This window comes from Streptomyces sp. NPDC051211 (genome assembly GCF_040689505.1).
In the GTDB taxonomy this organism is placed as follows: Bacteria; Actinomycetota; Actinomycetes; order Streptomycetales; family Streptomycetaceae; genus Streptomyces.
Genome location: NZ_JBFBAV010000045.1, coordinates 43741 through 55806 on the forward strand (window position 1 = coordinate 43741; position 12066 = coordinate 55806).

Annotated in this window: 12 protein-coding genes and 1 pseudogene; 9 read left to right on the plus strand and 4 right to left on the minus strand. The window is 68.7% G+C overall.

Going from position 1 to position 12066, the window contains the following annotated elements:
* The first annotated feature begins 224 nt into the window (after nt 1-224).
* From AB0447_RS30575 to AB0447_RS30595, 5 genes are all read left to right on the plus strand, one after another.
* Nucleotides 225-1289 (plus strand): hypothetical protein, encoded by a 1065-nt coding sequence (locus tag AB0447_RS30575; protein WP_366480087.1) that lies wholly within the window; start codon nt 225-227, stop codon nt 1287-1289.
* A gap of 83 nt (nt 1290-1372) precedes the next feature.
* Nucleotides 1373-2818 (plus strand): replicative DNA helicase, encoded by a 1446-nt coding sequence (gene dnaB / locus AB0447_RS30580; protein WP_366480088.1) that lies wholly within the window; start codon nt 1373-1375, stop codon nt 2816-2818.
* Between the two features lie 10 nt (nt 2819-2828).
* Entirely contained in the window at nt 2829-5045 is a 2217-nt protein-coding gene (locus AB0447_RS30585; protein ID WP_366480089.1) for a Mucin-19, read from the plus strand.
* Nucleotides 5042-5290 carry a hypothetical protein gene (locus AB0447_RS30590; RefSeq protein WP_344330330.1) on the plus strand — a complete coding sequence of 83 codons (249 nt, stop codon included), beginning with the start codon at nt 5042-5044 and terminating at the stop codon, nt 5288-5290. Before AB0447_RS30585 ends, AB0447_RS30590 begins: the two co-directional genes overlap by 4 nt.
* On the plus strand, nt 5287-6093 hold the full coding sequence (locus AB0447_RS30595) for a hypothetical protein (protein WP_366480090.1): 807 nt from the start codon (nt 5287-5289) through the stop codon (nt 6091-6093). Before AB0447_RS30590 ends, AB0447_RS30595 begins: the two co-directional genes overlap by 4 nt.
* A gap of 46 nt (nt 6094-6139) precedes the next feature.
* Here AB0447_RS30595 and AB0447_RS30600 read toward each other — a convergent pair whose 3' ends face one another.
* Nucleotides 6140-6349: a hypothetical protein gene (locus AB0447_RS30600; protein WP_366480091.1), complete on the minus strand. Its 210-nt coding sequence runs from the start codon at nt 6347-6349 to the stop codon at nt 6140-6142.
* A gap of 727 nt (nt 6350-7076) precedes the next feature.
* Here AB0447_RS30600 and AB0447_RS30605 point away from each other — a divergent pair.
* Genes AB0447_RS30605 through AB0447_RS30615 form a run of 3 tightly spaced genes read left to right on the plus strand, consistent with a single transcriptional unit; the run spans nt 7077 to nt 8140 of the window.
* A complete protein-coding gene (locus AB0447_RS30605) occupies nt 7077-7424 on the plus strand; it encodes a hypothetical protein (RefSeq protein WP_366480092.1) in 348 nt (115 codons plus the stop codon).
* The gene (locus AB0447_RS30610) at nt 7421-7717 is read left to right on the plus strand and encodes a hypothetical protein (protein WP_366480093.1); all 297 of its coding nucleotides are present in this window, start codon (nt 7421-7423) and stop codon (nt 7715-7717) included. The genes AB0447_RS30605 and AB0447_RS30610 overlap by 4 nt, the downstream gene beginning before the upstream one ends.
* Nucleotides 7718-7726: 9 nt before the next feature.
* Entirely contained in the window at nt 7727-8140 is a 414-nt protein-coding gene (locus tag AB0447_RS30615) for a DUF6086 family protein (RefSeq protein WP_366480094.1), read from the plus strand.
* Nucleotides 8141-8182: 42 nt separating this feature from the next.
* On the opposite strand, the gene AB0447_RS30620 is transcribed toward AB0447_RS30615, so the two are convergent.
* The 3 genes and pseudogenes from AB0447_RS30620 to AB0447_RS30630 form a co-directional block, all read right to left on the minus strand.
* Nucleotides 8183-9781 (minus strand): ISL3 family transposase, encoded by a 1599-nt coding sequence (locus tag AB0447_RS30620; RefSeq protein ID WP_366480095.1) that lies wholly within the window; start codon nt 9779-9781, stop codon nt 8183-8185.
* Nucleotides 9782-10115: 334 nt separating this feature from the next.
* Nucleotides 10116-10445, minus strand: a complete 330-nt coding sequence (locus AB0447_RS30625; RefSeq protein ID WP_366480097.1) for a hypothetical protein — start codon at nt 10443-10445, stop codon at nt 10116-10118.
* A gap of 23 nt (nt 10446-10468) precedes the next feature.
* A pseudogene (locus tag AB0447_RS30630) lies at nt 10469-11287 on the minus strand (transposase); the annotation flags it as partial.
* 335 nt (nt 11288-11622) lie between these two features.
* Between AB0447_RS30630 and AB0447_RS30635 the strand changes: the two are divergent.
* A complete protein-coding gene (locus tag AB0447_RS30635; RefSeq protein WP_366480096.1) occupies nt 11623-11937 on the plus strand; it encodes a hypothetical protein in 315 nt (104 codons plus the stop codon).
* Nucleotides 11938-12066: the final 129 nt, after the last annotated feature.

The window sequence follows — 12066 nt, forward strand, 5'->3', positions numbered from 1 at the left end:
GCAGGCCTGCCCACGCGGCGCGGGAATGGGCAAGCCCGTCACCTGGGCCTTCCGAGCAGCGGGCAAGCCTTCGGGCAAGCCCACATGTGGAGAGTTCACGGCACAACATCCTTCAGGAGGAGTGCAGTGAACCCGAACTACCCTCCGACCGCCGCCACGTGGGTGGAGGTCCGCCTTCGTACCGTGCTGCCTGTAGCTGGCCGCCGCCGCAAGTCGGTGACGGCATGAGCGAGCGCCCCGACTTCGACCTCGCGGCCACCATCGTCCGGGGCCAGGCCCCGGCGCGCGCGGTCACCGTTCAGCGGGCCGTGGCCTTCAGCGGCCGCCTGACGCACCAGCTGGACTACGTCGTCTTCCTTCACGTCCTCTTCGCAATCAACAGCGGCCTCCAGGTCACGGTGCCCGGGATCGTCCGGTCGGTCCGCGAGGCCGGTGTGCGGTCGGCGAAGAGCGGCACCGAGCTCGTGGGCCGGGACGCCGTCTACGAGTCCTTCGCCCGGCTCATCGAGGCGCGCTTCATCCGCCGCACGACCATCCCCAACCCAAAGGGCAAGGGGTACCGGGGGCTGACCTCGTACGAGGTCTTCGAGCACTTCGAGGACAACCCGGACTACTCCCCCGAGGCCTCCGCCGAGGAGCCGGGGACCAAACTTCCGGTGTTCGCGGAAACTCCTGTTCCCGCAGGTCAGACCACTTCCGGTGTTCGCGGAAACAAGGGTTCTTCCGGTGTTCGCGGAAGCGCTGTTCGCGGACGTGGAGGATCGTTCGTTTCCGCAGGTCAGCCCACGTCCGCGAACACCGGAAGTGGAACGGGCTCCCCCCCACACCCCCCGGAGGAGGTAAATACCTCCTCCCCCTACCCCCTCGGTACAGGTGCGGATGGTGTGGCGCCTGCGGCGCGGGAGGAGGAGGGGGAGACCACGACAAAGCCCACCCCCTCGGCCGAGCAGGTGGAGGCCGCGTCGCAGTTTCTGCAGACGCTGCCGCGCCCCTGGACCGCAGGACGGGTGACGGCTCGAAGCCTCGCTCCCCTGCTGGCTGAAGTCGTTGCCGATCAGGGCTGGGAGCTGGACGACTTCCTGACCGCGGAGCTCACTCAGAACCCCGAGGGCGTGAAGCGTCCCACGAAGGTGCTCAAGGCACGCATCGAGGACCTCCCCCGACGACTTGCCCGCAAGGACGTACCCAGGCCCCGCGCGGCTGTGGCCGAAGGCCCCGACTTCGTGCCGGTCCCGATGCCGGACAAGGTCGCCACGATCCTCTCCGGCCTGCGACGGCCGGCTGTCTGACCCAACCGCGAACATGGCGGCGGCGGCCGCTCCCGCGAAGAACCGGCCGCCGCTCCAGACCACTACCTGACAGGAAGAGATCCATGACCAGTGTCCCACCCCCCGCGGCGCCGGCGGAGGCCGAGCCGTACATCGAGCCCACCTTCCGCTCCGCCCGGAGCCAGCCCGACCGCCAGGCCTTCGAAAGACTTCCGCCCCAGGACCTCGACGCGGAGCAGTCGGTCCTCGGCAGCATGATCCTTTCGAAGACCGCCATCACCGACGTGTCCAACCTGCTGGCAGCCGACGACTTCTACCGCCCCGCTCACCAGGCGATCTACAGGGCGATCCTTGAGGTGATGGCCAAGGGCGATCCGGTCGACCCCCTCACCCTCGGCGACGCCCTTCAGAAGTCCGGCGAGCTCGCGAAAGTCGGCGGTGCCTCCTACCTGCACACCCTGGTGCAGTCAGTTCCGACGGCCGCGAACGCCGAGTACTACGCCGAGATCGTCCGCGAGAGGGCCGTCCTGCGCAGGCTGGTGACCGCGGGCACGAGGATTGTCCAGATGGGTTACGAGGGCGTCGGCGAGCTCGACGAGATCACCGCGGCCGCCGCTGCGGAAATCGCCGCAGTAACCGAAGGCCGCGACCGCCAGGACGACTTCTTCACCCCGAGCGACACCCTCGAAGGCACGCTCGACATGATCCAGGCCGCCGAGTCCGGCGGCGAGCTCAGCGGCGTCACAACCGGCTTCAGCGACCTCGACTCGCTGACGAACGGCTTCCAGCCAGGACAGATCATCGTGGTGGCCGCCCGTCCCGGCATGGGCAAGTCCACCCTGGCCATGGACTTTGCGCGCGCCTGCACGATGCCGCGCGGGAAGAACCGCCAGCCCATCCCTGGCGCCGGCCGCCCAGCGGCCTTCATCACGCTGGAGATGAGCATCGACGAGCTCAACATGCGATGCCTGTCAGCTGAAGGCGACGTCGCCCTCCACCACATCCGCTCGGGCACGCTCGACGAGGCGGGATGGGGCCGGCTCGCGGTCGCGGCAAAGCGGTACAGCGAGGCACCGATGTACATCAACGAATGCGCGCGCTCCCTGGCCGAGATCCAAGCGAAATGCCGGCGCCTCAAGGCTCGGGTCCCCGACCTAGCAGAGATCATCATCGACTACTTGCAGCTGACCGAGAGCGGTGGCAAGCGGCACGACAGCCGGGAGCAGGAGGTCAGCCATATCTCGCGGAGCCTCAAGCTGCTGGCAAAGGAGCTCCACTTGCCGATCATCCTGCTGTCGCAGCTCAACCGGGGGCCGGAGATGCGGGCGGACAAGAGGCCCCAGGTCTCGGATCTGCGTGAGTCCGGCTCGATCGAGCAGGACGCGGACATGGTCATCCTGCTGTACCGCGATGACGCGTACGAGAAGGAAAGCCCGCGGGCTGGCGAGGTCGACATCATCGTGGGTAAGCACCGCAACGGGCCGACCGCGACGATCACCGTGGCGCAGCAGCTCTACCTGTCGCGTTTCGTCGACATGGCCAACACCTGAGGGGGACCTGATGGACAACAAGAAGTACTCGGCCGGCCTCAGTGAGCTGCGGGCCGTACGTGACGAACTCAAGCCGCTGGAGCGCGAGCTGGCCCAGCTGCAGGCCAAGGTCGGCAAGCTGCGCGACCGCCGGGCCGAGAAAATCCGGCAACTCGGCGTCTACGAGAAGGCCACCTCGGACCGGATCGCGACGGCAGCCGGTCTCGCGGTGATCGACATCGTGGCGCTGGTGCCCTCTCTGGCCCCTCAGGGCGCCCCTGAGGCGCCGGTAGAGGTCCCCGTGACCGAATCCGCCGCCGTGGACCAGCCGACCGCTCAGACGCCCGCAGAGCCGATCAAGGAAACGGCTGTGGTATCAGCCTCGGAGGAGCCCCAGGCCGCTGACCGGGCCGGAGCTCTTGCACGCCTCCGCGCAGCGACCGCCGAGGGCGCCTTCGACCTGGAGGTGCTCGGCGAACCCGGGCAGGCCGAGGCCACTGCGCCGCCGACCGGCGCTGAGACCGAAGGCGCCGAGCGCGTCCTGCCCTCCATTCCCGAAGGAACCGAGGGGGGCCGGTGGTTCCACGCCGAGCCCGGTCTGGCGTCGAAGCGGCCGAACTTCCGGCAGGCCGTACGGCAGATGGCCTTCCTCGACACCGCCACTGGCGTGCTGGTGTGGCAGGGCGGCACGGTCCGCCTCGACCTGGGCCAGGCCACGGTGTCGCAGATCCTGACCGCCGTCTACGCCGTGCCCAACACTGCCTCCGTCGAGCGGATCTACGTCACTGCGGGTGACCCGTGGCACCAGTCCAGCGAGCGGCACGACTTCCTGAAGGACGCCGTAGCCGCGTGGTTGAACGGCCCGCTCCCGGAGGGCTGGACGGTGGAGTCCTCGCGTGGCAAGGACCGGCAGGCCGGCCACCTGGTCCACCCGCGCAACCCGGTGGGTCGCTGGCAGCGCGGCGACCAGCACATCGAGATCCGGTCGGTCGGCGAGTGGTTCGACCCCGAGGGCGCTGACCCGGCGACGGTGCGCGCCGCGTTCGTCGAGCTGTGGAAGGCGCTGCGACCGCACTTCGAGGACGTGGTCCTCATGGGGTCGCCGTCGCAGACCGGGCGGGACCTGTGGTCGCGGACCATCCCGATGAAGGCCGGCGCGAAGTGGGCGGAGGGCTTCCCTGTCATGTCGCAGGAGATCCGAGGGCTACTGCACGCCACCGCCGGGCAGGGCCGCACCGAGCTGATCACGCCGCCGCGCGTGCCGGAGCGGGTGCCCGGCTGGTACGAGGTCGACCGCACCTTCGCGTACGCCAAGCACACCTGGGCAAGCGGGGTCGGCGTGCCGCAGCGGATCACCGCCGCCCGGTTCGCGGCCATGACCGAGAAGGAGCAGACGAACGCGCTGTTCGCGCCGTCGCACTGGCAAGTGCGGGTGACGATCCCGAAGGACTGGAACCACGTCGGGCTGCTCCCGGCCCCGGCGCCCGGGGAACGGTCCTGGCACTACCCATACGAGGGCGGCCGGACCTTCACCACCTGGGCGGGCGGCGCCGAGGTCAACCTCGCGCTCCGCAACCCGATCGCGCCGTGGCGGATCGAGATCCTCGACGGCCTGCTCTGGGAGTCCGGCGACCCGCTCAAGAGCTGGAGCACCAAGCTGCAGAAGGCCTGGCGTTCCCTGCGGGCCATCGCCGAGCACCACGGCGACGAGCAGCAGAAGAAGGCCTGCGCTCTGGCCTCCCGTGCGGTGCGCAGCATCCTGCTGTACGGCATCGGCACGTTCGCGCAACGGCCACGGATCACGACCGGCTCGCTGGAGCTGGGCGCCAGCGGCGAAGTTCCCGAGCTGCCGGAAGGTGCGCGGCTGACGGGCATCACGGACACCCACGTCACCTGGGAGCGCAATCAGGGGTTCGGGCGAGACCAGTACGCCCACCCGGAGTGGGCGGCCGGGGTGTGGTCGGCAGCCCGGGCGGCCCTGCTGTCGGTGAGCACCAGCTCGAAGGACCCGGAGACCGGAAAGCCGCTAAAGGCCGGCGCACTCCACCTCCCGCCGGGAAGCATCCTGGCGTTCCGGACCGACGCCATCTACACCTCGGCGCCGGTCGACTGGCCGTATGGCGGTGAGCCGGGCGACTACCTGCTCAAAGGCCGCATGGCCTGGGAGCAGACCACCCCCCGCACGGACGAGGACTTCTACGTCCTTCAGGAGCTGGGCCGCCAGGCCTACGAATCGGAGGGCATGTGAGCGCCGACGTGGTGTGGGGCGGGCAATGGGAGCACCCGGCCTGTGGTGCCTCGGGCGAGGCCCAGTGGGAGGACGAGGACACCGTCGACTCCGGGCACGACTGCGGCCGGGAGGGCGCGGTGGTGTGGAGCGCGGAGTGGCACTGCCATGGCTGTGGCGAGGAGGGCGACGGCCTGTTCGAGGACGACAGCCCGGTGTACTCCGACCACGAGTGTGACGACGAGGACGAGGAGGCGGCCGCGTGACGCCGCGTAGGAGGAAGCCCGCGGGCGGCCGGGGCGCCCAGCGCAATGAGGCCGCCCGGCTGACCTCGGAGCTGGAGCGGGCCGGGTTCAGCCGGAAGCAGGTCGGCGAGATCCTAGGCCGCAACCCCAGCCTGGTCTCGCAGTTCTTCACCAAGAACAAGGGCGCGTCGATGGTGGAGGCGCTGCGAGCCGTGGTCCAGGAGGTGCAGGCCGGCGGCCCGCGGGACATCGCGAGCCTGAAGGCCTTGGCCGCCGGGCACGTGAAGCCGCGGCTCAACCGCGAGGGCTACAAGGCCCGCGTGCGCGGCAAGACGAGGGTGCGTGCCGAGTGGACGGTCAAGGACGCCAAGGGCAAGCCGGTCATCGGCGCCGACGGCAAGCCGGTCAAGGCCTGGTCCTCGTCCCTGGCCAAGGCCGGCAAGCAGCACATCGCCTCCGGCGCGAGCCGGCTGCGGCCGGTGGTGGACGACGCGGCCGCCAACGGCGGGAAGATCGCCTTCACCGTCAGGGCCCGCAAGGGCGCCTTCAAGCACGATGCTGGCCGCCGGGCTGACTCCCCCGGCGTCCGCCGCAACGTGGTCCAGCGCCGCGACGGAACCGAAGAGCGGGCCTACGCCGACAACCGCGGCGGCCCGGGTTCGGGCGAGGAAGGGTTCGACGGCGCCGAGTTCAAGGCCCTCGTCGACGCGGCCGGCGGCGACGTCGCGGCCGCCGTGCAGAAATGGCTCGTTGACACCCACAAGATCGAGCCCGGCACACCGATCGTCGGCCTGGAAATCCGAGCCTGGAAGCCCCAGGACTAGAAGGGCTTCGCCTGCCCCCGGAGCGCCCGCTCCGGGGGCGTGGTCTTCAGCGGGCCGGATCCTCTTCCAGCTGGAGCAGCTTCTGGGCGTACTTCTGCGGGTTGGAAACGGCAGGTTGAAACGTCGCGAGCTCCCGGTCCCAGAAGTCCAAGTCCTCCTGCGGAAGAACCAGCCGGTGCAGCTCACCGTCAACCTTCCGAATCCACCCGAGTTCTTCCAGGAGCAGGAGCGCGATGTCCACCGCGTGGACGTGCATGCCGACACCGTCGGCGATGGCCCAGTCATCCACCTGCGCGTACAGGTCGTCGTGGCAGTACTCCGAGGTGGCAAGCAGCTCGTAGAGGCAGGCTCGTGCCAGTTCAGGGAGATCCGATCGCGGAGTGCAGCGAGGTACTCGGCATACCTCTCGGATTCCTCGGGGCGTACGGTCCGCCGAGCGATGGGGGCGCAGACTGCGCGCGCAGCAGCTTTGTGTACTTCCCGCCTGTGGCCTTCTGGGTTTCGCGGGCACGCGCCGTGCTCTGGTGCTTTGGCATCGGATTCCCTGGTCGCCGGCCTTCCCACGCTGAACACCGACTTGAGAACGCCGGGTCGGGTCGCGGGCCTCGAAAGACCTGGGCCGTTCACTGACCGGTGGCGTGGTCACCAGGTCCGTGGCGGTGGGCGGTGCGCGTCCAGCCGCGAGGACTGTAGCGCGGGGAGGTCTGTCTGCTGGGCGTGGCGCGCCAGTCACGAGAGGCCACCACCCAACCTGGATGCATTCTATTGAAATGCATCCAACGAGAATGCATAATCGCGGTGGCGGAGCACCCGCACCGCGTTCCGCACGGGCGGGGCCCCGGAAAAGGTCCACGGCTGGCCCTGCCGGAGCTGCACGCCATGGTTCACGGCGGCGCCTGCACCTGCGACGTCGTCCGGCGCTCACGCAACACCCGCACCTGACCCGCACCGCGCCCGCGAACCCCGACCGAAAGGAGCAGTAGATGACCGACTCCCCGCTCTCTGCCGACACCGCCTACATCAGCGCCCCCAACCTCCAGGAGGAGACCGAGGAGATCCTGCGCCTGCGCCGCGCGGGCAGGATCAGCGTCCGCGACTGGCTGCTGCGCCACGCGGCCCTGACCGACCGGCAGACCCTGGGCGCCGACCCCGCCGACGGCAAAGTACAGACCTCGCTCCGCACGATCGTGGACAAGCTCATCGCCTTCGACGCCGCGAACGGCACGACCACCGGACCCCGCACCACCGATGACCCCGCCTGGACGGCCGACCCCCGCGGCTACGTCCGCCAGGAGTACGCCATCTGGGCCGCCAGGGACGCACGGCCTTGACCGCCGGAAGCATCCCGACCATCCGGTGCGACTTCACCGACGAGACCGGCGACGAGTGCGACCGGGAATGGCACTCGCCGGTCCCGATGCCCCACCACCGGGCGCTCCGCGCCTGGCTGCGCACACGCGGATGGCGCAGGCTGCGCGACGGCCGCGACCTCTGCCCCGACCACGCCCACCGCTCCTCCAACCCGACCGCCTCCCGGCTGGCTCTGTTCACGAGAACGGGCTCTGGCTCACTTTCCGTGGAGGGCTGGCTGACCGTAACGTCGACCCCCTATGACCAGCAGTGAGAGGCTGACGTGAGCCAGTACTACGACTTGGGCGACCAAACCCTGTGGAACCCGTCCAACGGGGCGTCTCGGCTATTCATGAGCCAGGTCACCGCCTATCAAGCCGAAGTGGGTGTGCCATCCGGCATCGGCCCCATGGAAGCTGACGAGTGTCAGATCGACCCCATCGCATTCGCAGCGTTCGTCGACGCCCTGCTCGCCTGGCATAGCAAAACCAGGCACGCCGTCATGGCCACCCTGTCCGAAGGGTTCGTTGCCACGGTGCTGGCCTTGGCTGAGAAAGCGAACTTCGAGGTGAACTGGCAGGCGGCCGAGCGCGCCGAGAGCGGCTATCTCAAGACGGCTTCGGATCCCCATGCAAAGGAGTGGACAGCGGCACTGCAGCAGAAGTCACGCGAGCTCACCCGACACATGGCGACCTGAGGCTCGTCTGCCAGCACCCGCGGCAGGCTCGCAAGCGTTGCCCTACGTGTAGAGCAGGACACGCTTGCGGAGGAGATCGAAGCCGGCTCGGCCGAACATCTGGCGTTTGAGCATCTTGATCCGGTTGACGTGTCCTTCGACCACGCCGGAACTCCAGGGCAGGGTGAGGCCAGCGATGACGCCGTCCCGGTCGCGGTCGATGCCTGCGGCGAGGGTGTGGAGGGTGGGCAGGTCGTCTTGCCGGACGGCATCGAGCCACTCCGGCAATCGCTCGCCCTCGCGCTCGGTGAGCATCTGGGCGAAGGACCGGACGTGCCCGGTGAGGGCGTCCAGCTCCCTGCAGTGGGCCAGCACAGCCTTGAGCCGCAATTGTTCGCTCTCCGTGAGGCTTTCGGGGTGTCGCAGAATCCACCCGGAGACAGTTCGAGGGGTCGGCGGCCTGGCGGAAACCGGTCCAGGTGAGAGGCGTTTCTCCCGCAGGTAGGCGCGAACTCGCTGGTAGCTGCCCTTGTAGCCGAACGGCACGATCTCCTCCCACAACGCCCAGGCGTTGGTGCATCCCTGGTTCCAGCGGTCGTCCAGGTAGGGCTTGTACTCGTCGAGGACTGTGGGGCGATTTTGCCACTGCCCCTGGAAGAGGTCTTCGGGAGCAACGGCGTCGGCGAGGCGCTTGACGGTGCGGTGGGTCATGTGGAGTTGGCGGCCGATGGAGCGTCGGCTGTGGCCCGCCGCCAGCAGCGTGTGGACGATGGCATGCCTGTCCCGAATGCGGTCAGCGAACCGATGCCCTGTTGGCCATGGCGAGCCGGTCGTCTCGGGCGGTGAAGCCGCGACTGCGGACTCGGCTGGCTCGCGAGCCAGGACCCCAAGGCAACTGCGGTGCTTGGCGACGCAACGCTCCGCCGCCTCGCTCAGGTTGTGCCACAAGTGCCACCTGTCTGCGACTTGAATCGCCTGGGGCGCCCCAATCGTGGCTCCTTCCGCGAAGAACGGAGCACGGTCGCGGCAGACGACCTCAACGCTGGGGCGTTCAGCCAGCCACTCGGCCAGGCTGGAAGATTCCCGATCGGGCAGCAGGCCGACCGGGCGCCGGGTTTCGACGTCGACCAGAACGGTCCCGTAGAAGCGGCCCTTGCGCGTCGCGTACTCGTCGACGCCGACCACCCGCGGCACCGGTGCTTCGGGATCAGGAAGGTCCTCGACCAGCCGAAGCACAGTGCTGCGGCTGACTGCCACTCCGAAGACACCGGCCATGCGGGCGCCCGCCCGGCCAGCGAGTGCGAGGCCGACCGCAGCCAGTGTCGACCGCAGCCGCTCGGTCCACCGGCCGTACCGCCGGGTCAGCCCGGCCACCTGCTCAACGAACGTCCGCCGTTCGCACAACGCGTTCCCGCAGATGAATCGGCGGACCCGCAGACACAGCCGAACCCGCTTCCCCGCACTGGGCACATCAGCAGGAAACCGCAGGTAGGAGCTGTGAACCCGCTCCGACCAGCCTCTGCACCCAACGCAGTCGGCCCCGGCCATCGTGCACCGGGCCTCTATCAGTACCGCCTCATCGTTCACCTCGACCGACAGCACCGCGATATCCGCGATCGACGGGAACAGCAGCTCCTCCAGCCGGAGCACCGTCTCCTTCATGGACCCGAACTCTGAGCCCATCCAAGATCGCCACTGATGATTTTCAGGCAACTTCCCGGCGGCCAGGATGGCCTCCAACCGTCACCCACAGTGCACGCTTCACGGAAAGAGAGCCAGAACCGGAACTCGTGAACAAAACCACCCGGCCCCAGGGCCCGGAACCCGAGAGCAAGGCGAGCCCATGACCGATACCCGCACCGCTCCCCCGCCGCTGCGCCCCCACCAGAGCGAGGCCTTGGCCTGCGCGGTCAAGGAACTCACCCCCCGCTCCCCCGCCGAGCCCCCGGCCACCGGCCTGCGCACCCAGACACCTCACGTTGCTATGCCGTCAAGTTCAGGGGATGAGGCCTCCGAACACGGCGCGGTCGTAGAGGCGCTGATGCCACTCGTTTGCGCCAGACGCGGGCTTGCTGGTCAGCACGGGATTCGGGCCGGTCTCGATGAGATGCAGCAGGGTCCAGGCCACCCCGTAGCAGTCGTCCGGACCGAAGCAGGAGACGAGAGCCTGCGCTTCTTCCCTGGTGACCGGCTTGGCGATCGCACGGAGCTGCTGTTCACGCCGGTCGATCTCTTCTTCGCTCGCGTCCCAGTCTGGGAGCGGGCCGTCCGCAACGAACGCCTGCACTTCGAGTCTCATGTTCGAGTGATCGGTCGTCGCCGCCACCGTGAGCAAGGTTTCCTCCCAGGTCAGGCGGCTTGTGCTTCCGCCGACGACGGTGCCGGGAAAGCGGAGTGCTCGTCGAACAGCTTGTGGTGCTGAAGGCAGTGATAGAGCTGCCCGATCATGCGGTTGAACAGGTTGCGTTGGGCGGCCGCATGCCAGTCGCCTTGTTCGCGTCGGCGTCGGTAGTGGGCGTTGGCCCCGGCGGATGCCCGCAGGGAGGCGAAGGCCCAGAGGTAGCCGGCATGGTTGAGCCGGTCGTTCTTCACCCACCGTCTGGTGATGGCGGACTTCTTGCCCGAAGCTCGGGTGATGGGCGAGGAGCCGGCGTATGCCTTCAGGCCGCGGGCGTCAGCGAAGCGGTCACGGTCGTCTCCAATCTCGGCAAGGACTCGGGCGGCGAGCTGGATGCCGAGCCCGGGAAAGCTGAGCAGGATCTCGGCGTCCGGGTGCTGGGGGAAGGCATCTTCGACCGCTTCGGCGAGGTTGTCGGCGGCGGTGCAGGCGGCATCCAGCTGGATGAGGAGGGCAAGCATTTGCTTGCCGAGTGCGTCTTCGATCAGCGGCGGCTGGTGGGCCCAATCGGCCCGGAATACCTCGCGGAGGCGGTCGGCCTCGGCTTCGATGCCCCGCTGCCGGCCGGCGCGCTTGAGGGCGGCCTGGATCTGGGTGCGGGTCAGCCGCGCAGCCCGGGCTGGAGTCGGCGCGGTCTTGAGGAGCTCACGGGCTTCGGGACGGCACAGGCCGTTCGTCCAGGTGGCGAAGGCGGCTAGGGCGGAGGGGTAGTACTCGCGCAGCAGAGACCGGAGCTGGTTGGCCAGCTGCTGCGACCGGGCACGAGACCAGGACCGGGCACGTCGACTCGGGGAGACCCCCCGCTCGGCATCGCCCGCGCTTCCCGACCTGCCGCCAGCACCCAAACCGGCGACACGACCCACATATCGGCAGGCCCCGGAGCGAGATCCACTGGAACCGACCGCGACCCGCAACTGTCCCCACTGCCAGCAGCCCGTCACCATCGTCGCTCTCCTGGCGACACCGGAAGCCGCCCGGCCGTCAGTTCCCACCGGCCTTCCCGATGTCGTCCCACTCCGCAGGGCTCCCTGAGAGCACCCATCAACTGATCGGCAGCCTGGAAAATCGGGCTGCCGACCGCAGGCCCTGATGGCAGAGTCTGCCCATGGTCTTCCTACTTTGCGAAGCGGTCCGATGGGTCGATGACGAACCCCAGCCCGGCCTGGTCGAAGTCCGCTTCACCGACGCCCACCACCAGCAATGGACCTTCGTTGACAAGTGGCCTGTCTTCAGCGGTGAGGACCTCCACCCCGACTCCAGCTATCCCGTCGAGGTGGGCGTCCTCTGCGACATCCTGACCACGGGCAACAGCGCGGACACTGCGGACACGGTCAAGATCTCCGTCGCTCCCTGGGGACTCGAGTCTCTCGAAGGACGCATCGAGTTCGCAGTGCGGGCTGATCAATTGACCACCAGCTGAGGTCCACGATCACCGGGCCCCGCCGACCTGACGGTCGGCGGGGGCCCCCCCCCCAGCCCCCCCCCCCCCAGCCCCCACACCACAAAAAACACAAAAAAAAAATGGCAAAACGCGAAAAGGGGGTTTAAA